The sequence below is a fragment of the Symbiopectobacterium sp. genome, assembly GCF_047692315.1.
In the GTDB taxonomy this organism is placed as follows: domain Bacteria; phylum Pseudomonadota; class Gammaproteobacteria; order Enterobacterales; family Enterobacteriaceae; genus Symbiopectobacterium.
In genome coordinates this window covers 150,464-168,526 of record NZ_JBLLJS010000021.1, presented here as the reverse complement: position 1 = coordinate 168,526, position 18,063 = coordinate 150,464, and the positions used below count along the sequence as shown (strand labels likewise).

Annotated in this window: 10 protein-coding genes and 7 pseudogenes; 12 read left to right on the top strand and 5 right to left on the bottom strand. The window is 51.6% G+C overall.

Features of this window, described 5'->3' with window-relative positions; translation table 11 throughout:
- The first annotated feature begins 99 nt into the window (after nucleotides 1-99).
- From ACMZI0_RS11715 to ybcJ, 3 genes and pseudogenes are all read left to right on the top strand, one after another.
- Complete coding sequence (locus ACMZI0_RS11715; RefSeq protein ID WP_415673086.1) at nucleotides 100-1,650, top strand: diguanylate cyclase domain-containing protein; 1,551 nt, start codon at nucleotides 100-102, stop codon at nucleotides 1,648-1,650.
- Between the two features lie 115 nt (nucleotides 1,651-1,765).
- Nucleotides 1,766-2,629, top strand: coding sequence for a bifunctional methylenetetrahydrofolate dehydrogenase/methenyltetrahydrofolate cyclohydrolase FolD (gene folD / locus ACMZI0_RS11710; protein WP_415673085.1), 864 nt, complete (start codon nucleotides 1,766-1,768; stop codon nucleotides 2,627-2,629).
- 85 nt (nucleotides 2,630-2,714) lie between these two features.
- Nucleotides 2,715-2,926, top strand: a pseudogene (ybcJ, locus tag ACMZI0_RS11705) (ribosome-associated protein YbcJ).
- Nucleotides 2,927-3,024: 98 nt separating this feature from the next.
- On the opposite strand, the gene cysS reads toward ybcJ, so the two are convergent.
- Both cysS and ACMZI0_RS11695 read right to left on the bottom strand, forming a co-directional pair.
- Nucleotides 3,025-4,413 carry a cysteine--tRNA ligase gene (gene cysS, locus ACMZI0_RS11700; RefSeq protein ID WP_415673084.1) on the bottom strand — a complete coding sequence of 463 codons (1,389 nt, stop codon included), beginning with the start codon at nucleotides 4,411-4,413 and terminating at the stop codon, nucleotides 3,025-3,027.
- Between the two features lie 204 nt (nucleotides 4,414-4,617).
- Nucleotides 4,618-5,052, bottom strand: a pseudogene (locus ACMZI0_RS11695) (DoxX family protein).
- A 341-nt stretch (nucleotides 5,053-5,393) separates the two neighbouring features.
- Between ACMZI0_RS11695 and ppiB the strand changes: the two are divergent.
- From ppiB to ppx, 8 genes and pseudogenes are all read left to right on the top strand, one after another.
- Entirely contained in the window at nucleotides 5,394-5,888 is a 495-nt protein-coding gene (ppiB, locus tag ACMZI0_RS11690; RefSeq protein WP_415673083.1) for a peptidylprolyl isomerase B, read from the top strand.
- 10 nt (nucleotides 5,889-5,898) lie between these two features.
- The gene (gene lpxH / locus ACMZI0_RS11685) at nucleotides 5,899-6,621 is read left to right on the top strand and encodes a UDP-2,3-diacylglucosamine diphosphatase (protein WP_415673082.1); all 723 of its coding nucleotides are present in this window, start codon (nucleotides 5,899-5,901) and stop codon (nucleotides 6,619-6,621) included.
- 200 nt (nucleotides 6,622-6,821) lie between these two features.
- Entirely contained in the window at nucleotides 6,822-7,331 is a 510-nt protein-coding gene (gene purE / locus ACMZI0_RS11680) for a 5-(carboxyamino)imidazole ribonucleotide mutase (RefSeq protein ID WP_415673081.1), read from the top strand.
- On the top strand, nucleotides 7,328-8,392 hold the full coding sequence (purK, locus tag ACMZI0_RS11675; protein WP_415673080.1) for a 5-(carboxyamino)imidazole ribonucleotide synthase: 1,065 nt from the start codon (nucleotides 7,328-7,330) through the stop codon (nucleotides 8,390-8,392). Before purE ends, purK begins: the two co-directional genes overlap by 4 nt.
- 506 nt (nucleotides 8,393-8,898) lie before the next feature.
- Nucleotides 8,899-10,165, top strand: a pseudogene (locus ACMZI0_RS11670) (HAAAP family serine/threonine permease).
- A 131-nt stretch (nucleotides 10,166-10,296) separates the two neighbouring features.
- Nucleotides 10,297-11,154, top strand: a pseudogene (locus tag ACMZI0_RS11665) (L-serine ammonia-lyase); the annotation flags it as partial.
- 729 nt (nucleotides 11,155-11,883) lie between these two features.
- A complete protein-coding gene (ppk1, locus tag ACMZI0_RS11660) occupies nucleotides 11,884-13,947 on the top strand; it encodes a polyphosphate kinase 1 (RefSeq protein ID WP_415673079.1) in 2,064 nt (687 codons plus the stop codon).
- A gap of 9 nt (nucleotides 13,948-13,956) precedes the next feature.
- A pseudogene (gene ppx, locus ACMZI0_RS11655) lies at nucleotides 13,957-15,298 on the top strand (exopolyphosphatase).
- 196 nt (nucleotides 15,299-15,494) lie between these two features.
- On the opposite strand, the pseudogene ACMZI0_RS11650 reads toward ppx, so the two are convergent.
- From ACMZI0_RS11650 to ACMZI0_RS11640, 3 genes and pseudogenes are all read right to left on the bottom strand, one after another.
- Nucleotides 15,495-16,048: pseudogene (locus tag ACMZI0_RS11650) on the bottom strand (methyl-accepting chemotaxis protein).
- 171 nt (nucleotides 16,049-16,219) lie between these two features.
- Nucleotides 16,220-16,402 (bottom strand): HAMP domain-containing protein, encoded by a 183-nt coding sequence (locus ACMZI0_RS11645; protein WP_415673120.1) that lies wholly within the window; start codon nucleotides 16,400-16,402, stop codon nucleotides 16,220-16,222.
- Between the two features lie 219 nt (nucleotides 16,403-16,621).
- Nucleotides 16,622-17,245: pseudogene (locus ACMZI0_RS11640) on the bottom strand (nitrate- and nitrite sensing domain-containing protein); the annotation flags it as partial.
- Between the two features lie 552 nt (nucleotides 17,246-17,797).
- Between ACMZI0_RS11640 and ACMZI0_RS11635 the strand changes: the two are divergent.
- Nucleotides 17,798-17,989: a YfgG family protein gene (locus ACMZI0_RS11635; protein WP_415673078.1), complete on the top strand. Its 192-nt coding sequence runs from the start codon at nucleotides 17,798-17,800 to the stop codon at nucleotides 17,987-17,989.
- Nucleotides 17,990-18,063: the final 74 nt, after the last annotated feature.

Genomic DNA, 18,063 nt, shown 5'->3' with positions numbered 1-18,063 from the left:
CTGTATCCCACACTGGCAGGGAGACTTTTTCTCGCGGGATAAACTGACATGGGTAAGTAATGCGGACCTGTCAGCATGGGGGACAAGGGACACCATTGCATGAATACACGCGCACAGTCTACAGAACAACGCACATCACCTTCTCTGCAAAATCTGATGGCAGGTTTTATCCTGTTCATTATTTTGGCTGTCGTGGTACTTAACGGATGGGTGGTTTTTAACTCCTATCAACGCACCCTTGAGGCTACCGAAAAGCAGGCGGATAACTTATCGCTTTCGCTATCGCGTCATGCAGAAGACACCTTCTTGCAAGTTGAACTGCTGCTTCAGGATCTCAATGAACGTATTGAACAAGATGGGTTTGGCGTGCAACAGCTTCCCCGTCTGCAACAAACGCTAAAAAATCGTAAATCAACGCTGCCACAACTGCATGGCATCTTTATCTATGACGCCTCAGGACACTGGCTGGTGAATGCCGCAGATTACATTCCTAAAAATGCGAATAATTCGGATCGTGAATATTTCAAATATCATCAAAATAATCCCGGTAGCGGTTTGTATATCGGTAATGTCATCCGTAGCCGCACGACCGACGATCTGATTATTCCTGTTTCCATGCGTTTAAATAACGACGATGGCACTTTTGCTGGCGTACTGCTCGCCACCATTTCGATTAATTACTTCAAACTCTATTATAGCTATTACTCAATGGGTGAGACTGATGTGTTAGCCATCTTGCTGTCGGACGAGCATATTCTGTATGGTCGCCCTTTTGATGATTCGCAAATTAATCGCGATGTATTGGGTAGCCCGCTTTTTATGGAGCATTTGAAATTATCCACCAGCGGTACTGCTACTTTCTATTCCGCCGTAGACCACGTCGAGCGCATCTATGGCTATACCCGTCTTAAACGTTATCCCATTATGATTGCTGCGGGTTATAACAAAACGCAGATACTCTCCAACTGGAAAGTCGATTCCACCATTTATACCGCCATCGCCCTTACCTTGTTGCTGATCATGAGCAGCATGGGTGCCATCGTACTTAAGCAGATCAAGATCAACGAAAAAAACCAAACGGATCTGACCAAAGTGCGCGATCAGCTTACCGCAATGAATCACACGCTCGAAACGCTGGTACTGTTGGATGGCCTCACCGGCCAGGCCAACCGGCGACAGTTTGATATTTTCCTGCGCGAGACCATCGCGCAGTCAGCCCTTTCCGGCAAGCGGATTGCACTTATCATGCTCGATGTCGATATGTTCAAGAAATATAATGACCACTATGGCCACGTTGAAGGCGATAAGTGCCTGCAAACCGTGAGTCATGCATTAAGCAGCATGCCGCGCCGCAAAGAGGATTTAATTGCGCGTTATGACGGCGAAGAGTTTGTCATCATTCTGATAGATGTGACGGAAGAAGGTGCTGTGGCGTTCGCGGAACGCGCACTGGAGGCCATCCGACATCAGCGCATCCCCCATGAACTCACCACATTGAACGAAAAAATTGTCACCGCCAGCGCAGGTGTCTATCTTTTTGTCGGTACAACCCCGGCTCAGGCACCGGAAAGCGTGATTATTCGTGCAGATAAAGCGCTGTATCAGGCGAAGAACAACGGCAGAAATCGCGTTAAAATTGCGACAGAATAAGCCGATACCGGTCAGGATCGGGCGAATTTATATTGATACAGAGCCTGACAGCGCGCGTCGCTTCTGACAAAATAGCGCCATCCCCCGTAGTTTTATTTGATGGATTTCCTCAGAGATGGCAGCAAAGATTATTGATGGTAAAACGATTGCGCAGCAGGTGAAGGATGAAGTTTGTGCGCGCGTCAAGCAACGTCTGGCCGAGGGCAAGCGTGCGCCCGGGCTGGCAGTCGTGTTAGTCGGCGATAATCCCGCCTCGCAGATTTACGTCGCAAGCAAACGCAAAGTGTGCGATGAAGTAGGTTTTGTATCCCGTTCTTATGATTTACTCGCCAGCACCACGGAGTCCGCGCTGCTCGCGCTGATTGACGAACTGAATGCCGACAGCACCATCGATGGTATTTTGGTCCAGTTGCCGCTCCCCGAAGGGATTGATAACACCAAAGTGATTGAGCGTATCGCGCCCGATAAAGACGTTGACGGCTTCCACCCTTACAACGTGGGCCGCCTGTGTCAACGCGATCCGCTGCTACGCGCCTGCACACCGCGTGGCATCATCACGCTGCTGGAACGCCACAATGTGGACATGTTCGGTTTGAACGCCGTGGTAGTCGGCGCATCGAACATTGTTGGCCGCCCGATGAGTCTGGAGCTGCTGCTGGCGGGCTGTACCACGACGGTCACCCACCGTTTCACCAAAAACCTGCGTCAACACGTTGAGCAGGCAGATCTGCTGATCGTTGCCGTTGGCAAACCGGGCTTTATTCCCGGCGAGTGGATTAAACCAGGGGCCATCGTGATTGATGTCGGCATCAATCGACTGGACAGCGGAAAAGTGGTGGGTGACGTGGAGTTTTCCGTCGCGCAAGAGCGTGCATCACTGATAACGCCTGTGCCTGGCGGCGTAGGCCCAATGACCGTTGGCACACTGATTCAAAACACGCTGCAAGCCTGCGAAGAGTACCACGACGGCAACGCGTAACGGCGCTGAATACGGTTAATGTATAAGCTTATCGTTAACATCGCGCGCGCAGGCGTGCCTTTTTTCTTTCTTACAGCAGGATGTTATGGAAACCTTTCATCTCGATAAACACCAGCACGTTGAACTGTGCGATCTGCTTAAACTGCTTGGTTGAGCGAAAGCGGAGCCGCCGCCAAAGCCGCTATTGCTGACGGCGCAGTCACCGTTGACGGCCAGGTAGAAACGCGCAAACGCCGCAAAATCATCTCCGGTCAACGCGTTAACTTTGCCGGGCAATCGGTAAATGTGGTGCCCTAAGCGACAGCCATCAGTGTGACCCAATAAAAATCGCCCGCGACAGGTAACATGTTCGCGGGCGATTTTTTAGCGCAGTATCAAGTTTCGCGCAGTAAACGTTATTTACGGCGCCACATGGTGCCTTGCGGGCCGTCTTCCAGCACGATGCCCATTTCCGTCAGACGCGCTCGGGCCACATCGGCCTGCGCCCAATCTTTCGCTTGGCGCGCATCATTGCGTTGCTGAATCAGGGCTTCAATCTCTTGCACTGCATCATCATCCGCCTGCGAACCGCTTTGCAGGAAAGCTTCCGGATCTTGCTCCAGCAGTCCCAAAATCCCCGCCAAACGACGCAGCTCTGCGGCCAGCGCGTTCGCTGCCACAGAATCTTCCGCTTTCAAACGGTTCACATCACGCGCCATATCAAACAGCACGGAGTAAGCTTCCGGCGTATTAAAGTCATCATCCATCGCCGTGCGAAAACGCGCTTCAAACGCTTCTCCGCCTTGCGCTTTCGCCGCAGGATCGGTGCCGCGCAGCGCGGTATACAAACGTTCCAACGATGCCCGCGCCTGTTTCAGGTTCTCTTCGCTGTAGTTCAGTTGGCTACGATAGTGACCAGACATCAGGAAGTAACGCACGGTTTCTGCATCGTAATACTTCAACACATCGCGCACGGTAAAAAAGTTATTCAGCGACTTGGACATCTTCTCGCGGTCAATCATCACCATACCGGAATGCATCCAGTAATTGACGTAAGAAGGGCCGTCATGGGCGCAGGTTGACTGGGCAATTTCATTCTCATGATGCGGGAACATCAGATCGGAACCGCCGCCGTGAATATCGAAATGCTCGCCGAGTTGCTTACAGTTCATGGCAGAACACTCGATGTGCCAGCCAGGACGGCCTTCCCCCCACGGAGAGGTCCAGTGCGGCTCGCCAGGTTTGGACATTTTCCACAGCACAAAATCCATCGGATTGCGTTTCACTTCCGCAATCTCAATACGCGCGCCCGCTTTCAACTGTTCGAGATCCTGACGAGAAAGCACACCGTAACCCGGCGCGCTGTCCACAGAAAACATCACATCACCATTCTCTGCCACATAAGCATGTTTGCGCGCGATAAGCTGCGCCACCAACTCAATAATTTCTGCGATATGGTGTGTGGCACGCGGCTCCAGATCGGGGCGCAAAATGTTCAGCGCATTGAAATCCGCGTGCATTTCGGCGATCATGCGTGACGTCAGTTGCTCGCAGCTCTCTTCATTCTCCGCGGCACGTTTGATGATTTTGTCATCAATGTCCGTTACGTTGCGCACATACTTCAGTGAATATCCCAAATAGCACAAATACCTGGCAACGACATCGAAAGCCACAAAAGTACGCCCGTGACCGATATGACACAGGTCATACACGGTAATGCCACATACATACATGCCCACCTTCCCGGCATGAATAGGTTTGAATTCCTCTTTTTGGCGACTCAGCGTATTAAAAATCTTTAACATCAAAGCATTCCATAGTATTCGCAGCAAACGGAACAATACCCGATAAAGGGAAGTTCTGCAAGCCCAGCAGCGTATTGAAACCTGAACCTCGGCCTATTGCAAGACTGAGACGGCGTAATAGGAAGATAATTGATAAGGATTAAAAAAACAGAAACCCGGCAACTGGGTGCCGGGCTTCGTGTTACGACTTAAACCGAACGCTCGTTAACGCAAATTCGGATTACTCATCACGGAGTATTTTCCGCTGCTCAACAGAGCGATAGCCAGTGCGGCAAATAAAGAAGAACACCGCAGTGGGTTCCGCGCCCCAGGCACCGGTTTTCGCCAGTGAAACAAAGCCCGCTGGTGCAGCCAGGAATTGAGCGACCACCATGGTGCCCGCTACCACTAACGCGGAAGGACGCGTCAAAATGCCGAGAATCAACAGGATCGGAGCAACCACTTCACCCGTTCACCCGCAAAGACGCCATAGGCGATAAATGTTGGCAACCCCACTCTTTCCAGCATACCCGCAATGGCACCCACGCCATCAACAACTTTGTGCTATCCATGAAAAATCAACAAGATGCCAAAAGCGAGACGCAGCAGCAGCTTGCCTGCATCGGGTTTATCCAGTACACGATTGATTAAGCCCAGCATGATTCACCTGTTAGTATTGTTAATAAAGTCAGTAATACGAATCATTTAAGACTAATCTGGGTTGATTGCAAATCCTACTCCCAAATCAGTAATGTTTGATCTACAACAATAAAAATTTTATTCAATAAAATAACGCAACTTTATGACATATAGTCAATTTTATTGACATTGTGTTACTTTTTAACCAAACTATCCACATATGTCTGGGTAATTGTTCCCATACCTTACTGACTCGGGCAGTCAATTATGCTATAAGAGCGCCTTAGTTATTCAGCCTTTGCGCAGACAGCACTGCCTGGCAGTTTGTATCTCATCCTTCTGGTTATCAGGGTTTACTCATTATGATTACGTTCCATACAAACTTCGGTGACATCGTCATTAACACGTTTGCAGATAAAGCACCTGCCACCGTGGAAAACTTCGTGAACTACTGCCGTAACGGTTTCTATGACAACACCATTTTTCACCGTGTGATCAATGGGTTTATGATCCAGGGCGGCGGTTTCGCTCCCGGTATGCAACAAAAACCAACGGGAGCGCCTATCGCTAACGAAGCCAATAACGGCCTGAAAAATACCCGTGGCACGCTGGCAATGGCGCGTACCAACGATCCGCATTCCGCCACCGCGCAGTTCTTTATTAACGTCGTTGATAACGATTTCCTCAACTTCCGTTCTGAACGCGCAGACGGTTGTGGCTACTGTGTGTTTGCTGAAGTGCCTGAAGGCATGGACGTGGTCGATAAGATCAAAGGCGTGGCAACAGGCCGTAGCGGTATGCATCAAGACGTTCCGAAAGAAGATGTGGTAATAACCCGCGTTACCGTCAGCGAATAATCGCGGCAGCATGGCAACACTGTTTATTGCCGATCTGCATCTGAACGTACATGAACCGGCGATCACCGCCGGTTTTCTGCGTTTTCTTGAACGTGATGCACAGCAGGCGGATGCGCTCTACATCCTGGGCGATCTGTTTGATGCCTGGATCGGCGATGACGATCCGCAACCACTGCATACAACCGTTGCCGAAGCGCTGTATCAGTTGCAACAGTGTGGGGTTCCCTGCTACTTCATTCACGGCAACCGTGATTTTCTGCTCGGCAAGCATTTTGCCAAGCGGGCGGGCATAACGTTGTTACCGACTGAACAGGTGATCGAACACTATGGCCGCCGGATATTGATCATGCACGGCGATACCCTGTGCATCGACGATGAGGCTTATCAGAAATATCGTCGCCGGGTACACAATCCTGTCATCCAATGGTTATTTCTGCGTTTACCGCTGCGCCTGCGTCTCAAGATGGCGGCAAAAATGCGTGCAGCAAGCCAGCTGGCCAACCAGAATAAGTCGCAGCAGATCATGGATGTCAATCAGCAGGCCGTGTTGGCGTGTTTACACGCGCATAACATCAACACATTGATTCATGGTCACACCCATCGACCGGCAATTCATACCGTCGTTACCGAACACGGAGAAGCGCAACGTGCTGTGCTCGGTGCCTGGCATGAGCAAGGGTGGATGATAAAAGTCACGGCTGACGATACTGCGTTGATTTCATTTCCCTTCTGATTTCTTCCGACTTTTTCACACTTTTTGTCGTAAACCTGCCATGCAGGAAACGGCAAGAATACCGTGATTTACCGCTACGCAACCGTTTTCCTTCCCGCCAGCCCATGGTATGATCTGCGCCCTCCAGCCAGAGCGTCATCCGTTTTCTGGCCGACGCAGCCTTGCGTCTCAATACGTCATATCACAGGAGCACTACAGGTATGTCATCCAACGCTGCCCCGGCAAAAATTGCCATCGTCATGGGTTCAAAGAGTGACTGGGCTACGATGCAGTTTGCTGCGGAAATTCTCACCACACTCGCTATCCCCTTTCACACCGAAGTCGTTTCAGCGCACCGCACGCCGGACAAGCTGTTTAGCTTTGCAGAGCAGGCCGCGCAAAACGGTTTTGATGTGATCATCGCGGGCGCAGGAGCAGCAGCGCACTTGCCCGGGATGCTGGCGGCCAAAACGCTGGTGCCGGTGCTGGGCGTGCCGGTACAGAGTGCAGCATTAAGAGGCGTCGATAGTCTGTACTCCATTGTGCAGATGCCACGTGGCATTCCGGTGGGCACCCTGGCCATCGGCAAAGCCGGTGCAGCCAACGCGGCCTTGCTTGCCGCACAGATTCTGGCGCTACACGATGGCGAGCTGGCGGCACGTCTTGCCGCCTGGCGCCAACAGCAAACGGATGAAGTACTGTCTCATCCCAATCCGCGGGAGGATGCATGAAGCCCGTTTGCGTATTAGGAAATGGCCAGTTAGGCCGTATGTTACGTCAGGCTGGTGAGCCTCTGGGGATTGCTGTTTATCCGGTGGGTCTGGATGCCGAGCCGGAGTCCGTACCGTTTCATCACGTCGTCATCACCGCCGAGATTGAGCACTGGCCAGAAACCGCATTGACGCGAGAACTGGCAGAGCACGCTGCCTTCGTGAATCGCGATATTTTTCCGCGTCTGGCAGATCGCCTGACGCAGAAACAACTGCTGGATTCGTTGCAGTTGCCCACCGTGCCCTGGCAGTTGCTGGCCTCGGCGCAAGAGTGGCCCGCCATCTTCACCCGACTGGACGAGCTGGCAATCGTCAAACTTCGCGTGGGTGGCTATGACGGCCGCGGGCAATGGCGCTTACGCCATGACACTGCCGATACGCTGCCGCAAGAGTGTTATGGCGAATGCATCGTGGAACAAGGCATTGCTTTTTCCGGCGAAGTGTCGATGGTGGGTGCGCGCGGTGCAGATGGCCACTGCGTGTTTTATCCGCTGACACACAACCTGCATGAAGATGGTATTCTGCGCGCCAGCGTCGCGCTACCGGAACCGGATGCACGCATGCAGCAACAGGCAGAAACCATGCTTGCTGCCATCATGAACGCCCTTGGTTACATCGGTGTGATGGCGATGGAATGCTTTATTGTCGGCGATCGTTTGCTGATCAACGAATTGGCTCCGCGCGTACACAACAGCGGACACTGGACGCAAAACGGTGCATCTATCAGTCAGTTCGAATTGCACCTGCGTGCCATTCTGGATCTGCCGTTGCCAAAACCGGTGATTGATGCGCCTGCCGTCATGATCAATCTGATCGGCACAGAGATTAATCAGGATTGGCTGTCACTGCCGTTGATTCATCTTCACTGGTATGACAAAGACGTGCGCCCAGGGCGTAAAGTCGGTCATCTGAACCTGACACACAGCGATCGTAGTCAGCTACGACACACATTACAGTCACTGGTACCCTTGTTACCTGAAGCCTATCACTCCGGGTTACAGTGGGCGCAGGCAACGCTTTAACAGTAGTTCCTTTCCCGCCTTGCGGCTTGACGCATTGGCGGGAAGTCGGTTCCTCCCTTATCATGTCTGTTTTTTAGGCAAACCAAAATAAACAAACGATATGTATGGTTATATTTTGGCGTGACATCTAGATTATTAGGTCTATTATTAATCGCTATTAATTTAACTCTATTTATTAGCAACAGCGTTATTGGTTATTATTTAGCATAAATATTAAGTTAAAGTATCAAACAAGAGACCTTAAAAATAAACAATGTAAAGTATCAGCTTTGATATTTTATTTGGGGTCGAATTTTGATAAAATTTAAACGTGTCAATTCACTTATGTGATCATCTCAATATTATTCGCTGACCGCCTCAATATAGAATGCCACCACAATCAGTATTGACCCTCAGACATGCGCTCACGTTATAAAAACGCCTCGATGTTTATTATTTACACAATGTCGGTGTCGCTACCGATATTGACATGATTTGCAAACTGTGTTCACCAAGGAGAACCTATTATGGGCACAATCCAAGAAAGCAGTGCGATTGTCGCACCCGCTTCTGGCTGGCGTAAAAGCGACACCGTCTGGATGCTCGGCCTGTACGGCACGGCCATTGGCGCAGGCGTGCTGTTTCTGCCGATTAATGCCGGCATCAGTGGATTAATTCCGTTGATTATTATGGCAATTATTGCTTTTCCCATGACGTACTTTTCTCACCGCGCACTGTGCCGATTTGTTTTATCCGGTAAGAAGAAAGGTGGTGAAGATATTACTGAAGTAGTCGAAGAACATTTCGGTGTGGGTGCAGGGAAATTAATCACACTGCTCTACTTTTTTGCAATTTACCCTATTCTTCTGGTTTATAGCGTTGCCATTACCAATACGGTAGACAGCTTTATTACTCACCAACTTCATTTACCTTCTCCACCGCGCGCCGTGCTGCCTCTGGTGTTAATCCTGGGACTGATGTTTATTGTGCTCTTCGGTGAAGCCATGAGCATTCTGGTTTATCCTTTTGTCATGGTATTGATGTTGCTGGCACTTTATTTAATTCCACATTAGAATTTAGCGATTTTTGATAATATTTCCTTCACCAATAGCGCAACCGGCAACGGACTGCTGTCTACTTTGTGGCTGGCGATCCCGGTAATGGTATTCTCCTTTAACCATTCACCGATCATCTCCTCCTTTGCCGTTGCCAAGCGCAAAGAGTACGGTGACGATGCTGAGCCCAAATGCTCCCGCATTCTCTCCTACAGCCATATCATGATGGTTCTCACCGTGATGTTCTTTGTGTTCAGTTGCGTACTGAGCCTGTCGCCCACGGAACTGATGGAAGCCAAAACACAAAACATCTCGATTTTGTCTTACCTGGCCAACCACTTTAACAATCCGGTCATGGCGTATCTGGCGCCGGTTATCGCGACCATCGCTATCTCCAAATCGTTCCTTGGTCACTATCTGGGCGGGTGAAGGCTTTAACGGCATGGTGATTAAATCACTGCGCAGCCGCGGTAAAACCATCGAGCACGCAAAGCTGAACCGCATCACCGCGCTGTTTATGCTGGTGACTACCTGGATTGTCGCCACGCTCAACCCCAGCATCCTGGGTATGATCGAAACGCTGGGCGGCCCGGTTATTGCTTGCTTACTGTTCCTGATGCCAATGTACGCCATTCAGAAAGTCCCGGCGATGAAGCAATACAGCGGGCAGATCAGCAACGTATTCGTTACCGTAATGGGCCTGATCGCCATTACCGCCATCGTCTATAGCCTGTACTAATCCATCCAGAAGCGGTACTGCGCCGCTTCCCTGTTCCCCCTCACTGATGTCAGGAGACGGCCGGCACACCTGATGACGGAATCTGTTGGCAATGCATCTGTGTTGCCAACGTCTTGTTAGAGGAAATCGCCATGGTCAGCGTATTCGAGATTTTCAAAATTGGTATAGGGCCGTCGAGTTCGCATACCGTCGGGCCGATGAAAGCGGGAAAAATGTTTACCTATGAGCTGGTCAGCCAGTCACTTATCGATTCCGTCACCCATATCGTGGTGGACGTGTACGGCTCGCTTTCCCTTACCGGTAAAGGGCACCATACCGATATCGCCATCATTATGGGGCTGGCCGGAAACCTGCCGGACAGCGTAGATATCGACAATATTCCAGCTTTTATACAACGGGTTAAAGAGACACAGCGCCTCCCCTTGTTGGGCGGCAAGTATGAAATCAGCTTCCCGCTGGAGACGGCACTGCGTTTTCAGGCGGAAAACCTGCCGCTGCACGAAAATGGCATGACGATCCGTGCCTACCAACAGCAGACATTACTGCATAGCAAAACCTATTACTCTATCGGTGGCGGCTTCGTTGTCGATCAGGAACATTTTGGCAAGGCACTGATAACGGAAGAGACAGTGCCCTATCCGTTTTATTCCGCGCAAAAACTGTTGCAACACTGTCACGATCACTGCTTGTCACTCTCAGCCATTGTGATGAAGAATGAAATTGCCATGCACGGGCGTGAAGCTATCGAGCACTACTTTGCCGACGTATGGCAAACCATGCAAAACGCCATTCACCGTGGCATGAACACGGAAGGCATTCTCCCCGGTCCGCTACGCGTTCCACGCCGCGCCTCGGCATTACATCGCTTGCTGTTTATTAACGATCGCTTCTCTAAAGATCCCATGGACTGGGTAAATATGTTTGCCATGGCCGTCTCTGAAGAGAACGCCGTAGGTGGGCGCGTCGTGACCGCCCCCACCAACGGCGCTCGTAATCGGCGTTACGCTCAATGCGATTCGAGGCAGGGATTGCCCACCGGCAAACGCGATAAACTCACCAAAACCTTGTTCATCAATGCGATACCCCAGAGAACCGTCATCGCTGATCCCGGCCGCCACGGACGGCACCGACTGCGCACGCGGCGACACCACGTACTGCGTCACGGTAGGGGAAACAAATAACGGCGCGACCACGTACAGCAGATAGAAAAAAATCAGCACTAATGCCATCATCACCAGCAGGCCACTGCCGACTACGACATGTTGTGTTACGCGATCCAGACGCCGCCGTCGGGCATCCTGATAGGCGAATCTGCTGTCTGTTTCTGCCATTATACCTACACCACCCGCCAGGTTCTTTAGTGAATGGCGAACAAAAACCCCACGTCGCCCATCCCGCACGATAGAAGTTGCCTCAAGCATCGTGACGGATTCGCTTTTCTCATCCCCAATATGAAATCGGGGTAGCATATGTTGCCTTTACGCTCATAATATGACAACGGTAAGACGTTCAGTGAAAACGATTTTAATGCTCGCCCGCGTCTGGTGCGTCATTCAGGTCGTTTTATGAACAAAAAGACCGCCTGTCATTCGGCAATGATACCGCGTCGCGAAAAAAACCTCTTTAACGAACAAGATAGCGTCGCGTCGTCATAAATCCGCCATCATTGGCGTGTAGAGAGTGTGTGCACCGTCAGTAAACGATTTAACGGAGTGACAATGAGTCAGGACAAGCTCTTCATCGAGAAAGAACTAAGTTGGTTATCCTTCAACGAACGCGTACTGCAAGAGGCTGCGGATCAGAGTAATCCGTTGATTGAGCGCATGCGCTTTTTGGGGATCTACTCCAACAACCTCAATGAATTTTACAAAGTGCGCTTCGCCGATCTGAAAAGACGGATTCTGATCAACGAAGAACAAGGCTCCGCCAGCGGTTTACGCCATTTGCTGAGTAAAATTCAGGCACGCGTACTGAAAACCGATCAGGTGTTCGATAATCTCTATAATGAGCTGCTGTTGGAAATGGCGCGCAACCACATTTTTTTGGTGAATGAGCGTCAGGTCTCCCCCGTTCAGCAGGAGTGGCTGTGCGACTATTTTCGCCAGAACCTGCGCCAGCACATCACGCCGATTCTGATCCTGCCAGAAACCGATCTGGTCGAGTTTTTAAAAGATGACTACACCTATCTGGCGGTAGAGATTATTCGCGGCAACGAGATTCGCTATGCGCTGCTGGAGATCCCCTCGGATAAAGTGCCCCGCTTCGTCAATCTGCCGTCAGAGTCATCGCGCAGAAAAAAAACCATGATTTTGCTGGATAACATTCTGCGTTACTGCCTGGATGATATCTTCAGAGGCTTCTTTGACTACGATGCGCTCAACGCCTATTCCATGAAAATGACGCTCGATGCTGAATACGATCTGGTCACGGAAATGGAGTCCAGCCTGCTGGAATTGATGTCCTCCAGCCTGAAACAGCGCCTCACCGCCGAGCCGGTGCGCTTTGTGTACCAGCGCGACATGCCGGACACCATGGTCAATATGTTGATGGAAAAACTGGGGATTTCCTCTTATGACTCCATCATTCCCGGCGGGCGCTACCACAACTTTAAAGAATTTATCAGTTTCCCCAACGTGGGCCGCCCTAATCTGGAAAACAAGCCTCTGCCGCGGCTGCGTCACACCCGTTTCAGCCATTTCCGCAACGGGTTTGATGCCATTCGTGAGCGTGATGTGTTGCTTTACTATCCGTACCACACCTTCGAGCACGTGCTGGAACTGCTGCGTCAGGCATCGTTCGATCCGAGCGTGTTGTCGATTAAAATCAACATCTACCGCGTGGCAAAAGATTCGCGCATCATTAATGCGATGATCCACGCTGCACACAACGGTAAAAAAGTGACCGTGGTGGTGGAATTGCAGGCGCGCTTTGATGAAGAGGCGAATATCCAGTGGGCCAAACGCCTGACGGAAGCCGGTGTGCACGTGATTTTCTCGGTGCCGGGGCTGAAAATTCACGCCAAACTGTTCCTGATTTCTCGCCGTGAAGGGGAAAGTATTGTGCGTTACGCCCACATTGGCACCGGTAACTTTAATGAAAAAACCGCCCGGCTTTACACCGACTATTCATTGCTGACCGCCGATGAACGCATCACCAATGAAGTGCGCAGCGTGTTCAACTTTATCGAAAACCCCTATCGCCCAGTCAGCTTCGAATATCTGCTGGTGTCACCGCAAAACTCTCGTGCCCGACTGAACAAGCTGATTGATGGCGAAATCGCCAACGCGCAAGAGAACATTCCAGCGGCGATTACGCTTAAGGTCAATAATCTGGTCGACAAGGATTTGGCTGAAAAGCTGTATGAAGCGTCCGCAGCGGGCGTTAAGATTAACCTGTTGGTGCGCGGCATGTGTTCTCTTATCCCTGCGCTGCCCGGCATCAGCGAGAATATTCAGGTCATCAGCATTTTAGATCGCTATCTTGAGAACGATCGGGTGTATGTGTTCCACAATGGAGGAGACAACAAAGTGTATATCTCCTCGGCGGACTGGATGACGCGCAACATCGATTATCGTATCGAGGTAGCTGCCGAAGTGCTCGATCCGGCGCTGAAAAAACAGATATTGGACACGCTGGATCTGCTGTTCAGCGATACCGTTAAAGCACGTATTGTTGATAAAGAGTTGAGTAATCGCTATGTTGCACGCGGCAACCGGCGTAAGGTCCGCGCGCAGACGGCCATTCACGAGTACCTCAAGGCCCTTGAGCAACCCGACGAATAGGCAAGAAAAATGCCACTGATACAAACAGATACTGATAAAGAAGCACCGTAGGAATTCGCCGCGGTTGACCTTGGCTCCAACAGTTTCCATATGGTGGTCGCCCGTGTGGTCAACGGGGCATTGCAAGTGTTGAGCCGCCTTAAACAGCGGGTACATCTGGCGGACGGTCTGGACAGCAACAACATGCTGAGCGAAGAAGCAATGGAGCGTGGGCTTAGTTGTCTGGCGCTGTTTGCTGAACGGCTGCAAGGTTTTTCGCCGGATAACGTTTCCATCGTGGGCACCCATGCGCTGCGTGAAGCTGTTAACGCCCAGACCTTCTTGCGCCGCGCCGCAGACATTATCCCCTATCCGATCGAAATCATTTCGGGTCATGAAGAAGCGCGCCTGATTTTTATGGGGGTGGAACATACCCAGCCAGAAAAAGGGCGCAAACTGGTGATCGACATCGGCGGTGGCTCCACCGAGTTGGTCATCGGGGAAAATTTTGAGCCGATACTGGTCGAAAGTCGTCGAATGGGTTGCGTCAGCTTCGCCCAGCAATTTTTCCCCAATGGCGAGATCAGTGAGCAGAATTTTCGTCGTGCACGTCTGGCCGCGGTACAGAAGCTGGAGACACTCTCCTGGGAGTACCGTATTTACGGCTGGGATTACGCGCTCGGTGCTTCCGGCACCATCAAATCCGCCCATGAAATTTTAGTGGAAATGGGAGAGAAAGATGGCCTGATTACGCTCGAGCGGCTCAACATGCTGCGTGACCAGATTTTGCAGTTCAAGAATTTCAAATCCCTCAGTTTGCCGGGCATGTCGGAAGATCGGCAGTCCGTGCTGGTTCCGGGGCTGGCCATTCTGTGCGGGATTTTTGATGCGCTGGCGATAAAATCGCTGCGCCTGTCGGACGGTGCGCTACGCGAAGGTGTGCTGTATGAAATGGAAGGCCGCTTCCGCCATCAGGATACTCGTATCCGTACCGCGTTGAGCCTGGCCAGTCACTACAATATCGATCGCGAACAGGCGCGTCGGGTACGAGAAACCACCGAGTTACTGTTTACGCAGTGGTCAGCGCAAAGCCACCAAGCTGGAAGAATTACCGCGCTTTAACCTGTTCAAGAAAAAGCAGTATTTGCCCATAGTGCAGATTCTGCGGCTGGCAAGTCTGCTCAATAACCAACGTCAGGCGACCACACCGCCAGATTCGCTGCGCCTGAGCGCGGATGACAACCACTGGACACTCACCTTCCCACAGAGCTATTTCGCGCAAAACGCGCTGGTACAGCTCGATCTGGAAGCAGAACAGGCTTACTGGCTGGATGTGACTGGCTGGAAGCTACTGATAGAAGAAGGTAACTAAAGCAACGCGCTCCATTCAGGGGCGCATGAGGTTGCTGATAAACACGTTTCGGCATGTCCATGTTTCCCGGCGAATCACGACGAGGGGCGCGCCGGCGGCTTACGCCGCTACGACCCCATCGCCGCACTTCACCGAACAACAGACGTTGTCAGCAGTCTGTGTGCTCCATTCAGAAGCTCATTAGTTTCCCAATAAGCTACACGTTCGCCAGTAGAAAGGGGGGATTTTCAGCAGCCGGTTCGGAAGGCTCGACGCGAAAGCGCCCCACCAACGCCCGCATATCCGCCACTTGTCCATCCAGCATCTGACTCGCCGTAGAGGCCTCGGCCACCAGCGTGGCATTCTGCTGAGTCACCTGTTCGAGCTGGCTCAATGCAACGTTGATCTGCGCAATTCCCAGCGATTGCTTACCTGCGGCGATGGCGATATCGCCGACAAGTGCTTTCACTCTGCTGGTTCCGTCGATAATCTCATGTAGCCCGCGATAGGACTGCGACACCAGCGCACTTCCCTCCTCCACGCTGGAGAGGCTGTCGGCAATCAGCGCGCGAATTTGATTGGCCTCATCCACGCTACGCTGCGACAGTTGGCGCACTTCTGTTGCCACCACCGCAAAGCCAGCCCGTGCTCTCCCGCTCTGGCCGCTTCCACCGCCGCATTCAGCGCCAGCAAGTTGGTTTGAAACGCGATGGCATCAATGCCCGTGACAATCTCGGTCACCCGTTGGCTGGTTTGCTGGATCTTGTTCATGGCATTACTGGCTGACGAGGTAATATCACCAATCTGACGCACCCGCTCATCGACGCGGGTGGTCAATTCTCGCGCTTCGGCAGCAAAATCGGCGGTCTGCTGCACTGTGGCGGTAATCTGTTCCATGCTGCTGGCCTTTTCCACCAGTGAAGCCGCTTGCTGCTCCGTGCGTTACGCCAGATTCGCATTGCCATTGGAAATGTCATTGCTGGCATGGCCTATGGTGTAGGCGCTGTTTTTAATTTCCGTCACCAGATTGGCGATATTCTCCAATGACTGGTTATATGCCCGGTTTAATCGAAACAGTTCATCCGTTCCCGGGACATGCAGGCGCTGCGTTAAATCCCCGCCCATTTCGGCGATGGTCTTTAAGGTATCTTGTAACTGTCGATTGATGCTGCGCATAATCATGACAGCGAGCACCAACGCAAGCCCGATCGCCAGTAACGTACCGCAGAGGTAACTGATCCAGGCCTGCTGCGCCACAGCAGACAAACGCTGAACGTTGGCCAGAAGCGTGGTTGCCGCCTGCTCTTCAATGTGTTTGAGCTGATCAATTTTCTGCGTTTGCAGCGAAAACCACTGTGCGCCATTAATGTTCCATTCGCCCTCTGGTGCGGCAATCGCCCGTTCACGCAGCGCTAGCGCCTCTTGCGCCACGCTGGAGCTTATCGCACGGTCAAACGCCTGACGGAGCGATTCCGATGCCAGAGTTCTGAAGCTGGCAATATAGGCATCGCCACGTCCGACCAATTGGTTCAGGCGAACAAACACGCCCTCACCAAAACGGTTAGCAGAAAAAACGTTAGCCAGCGCCGCTCGCTCAATCCCGGCCTGCTCCTTGGCATTCAACAGGCTGTAATAGGCCGTGATCTGCTGCGTCACCCCCGCATCTCGCACCAGATGGGCCATCAGACCGATACCTTCCAACAACGCAGTCACTTTTTCCGTATAGGCACCCAGCGCGGCATTCACCGGTATCGACATGCTGTCTACCTAACTTCTGAGCGAGGCCAGCGTATTCAGCGAATCCGCTACCTGATTAAAGTTTTTGGCCACATCGTGTCCTATCCATGTGGTATCCATGCCGCCATAGCGCTGCTGAAAAGCGGTGACCGCTTTATCCGTATCCTGACGCTGCGTCTGCAACTCGGGGCCAAAGGCTTTGCCCTGACTGCCAAAATAGCCGGCGCTCATTCCTCGCTCACGTTGCAGTTGATGCACCAGCTCTCCCGCATCACGCGCTAGCAAGATTTGCTTTTCCATCCGGTTCATTTCTTGCTCTGTCTGGCGGCGTTCCATCATTCCCAGCAGGCTGAGCCACAGCAATGCCAATACCATTGGCAATAGCGCGAGGAGGAATTTATTACGTATCGAAATGCGATGAAGTATCATCATGGGAAGCCGCTCCGTATTCCATTAAAGGGCACTTTTCATATGTCAAAACAGCGATTGCCGCACCCGCCCCGTAAAATAGATAAGGCGGGTATATCCTTTAGTTTCGGCCTGAATAATCAACGCTGCTCATACGCATTATATATGGCACAAAAATGCCAAATATTCACGGTGTTATCCTGGATCAGACACGGCAGGATCACAAAAGTACGTCTAATGATTGACCAACATCATCAATTGTGAATAAATAGAAACAGCGCATAAGCGCGGATACGAGAGTGATAATAATGGCTACCCTGATACACAAGCGACGAACCACCCTGGCAGCCCTGTCCCATAAGCGACGATCGTCCCGTGAGCGACGAAGCGGTTCGCGGATTGCGCAAGCAGTTCTTCTTAATTATCAGTTTCTTTATCCTCGTTGGCCGTTTCGCCTACTCCTCTGTTAGTTCATTTTTCCATCATCAAGATAAACAGCAACGTATCGAACAAACGCTGAAATCATCGCCTGTGAATCCCACGCTTTCTTTCGTTAAAAAAGAGTAGCGCACACGCTGTTTTGCACCTGCGTGCCACACCATCAGTGATTATTCTTTCCTGCATTGCGGGATACACTAGCT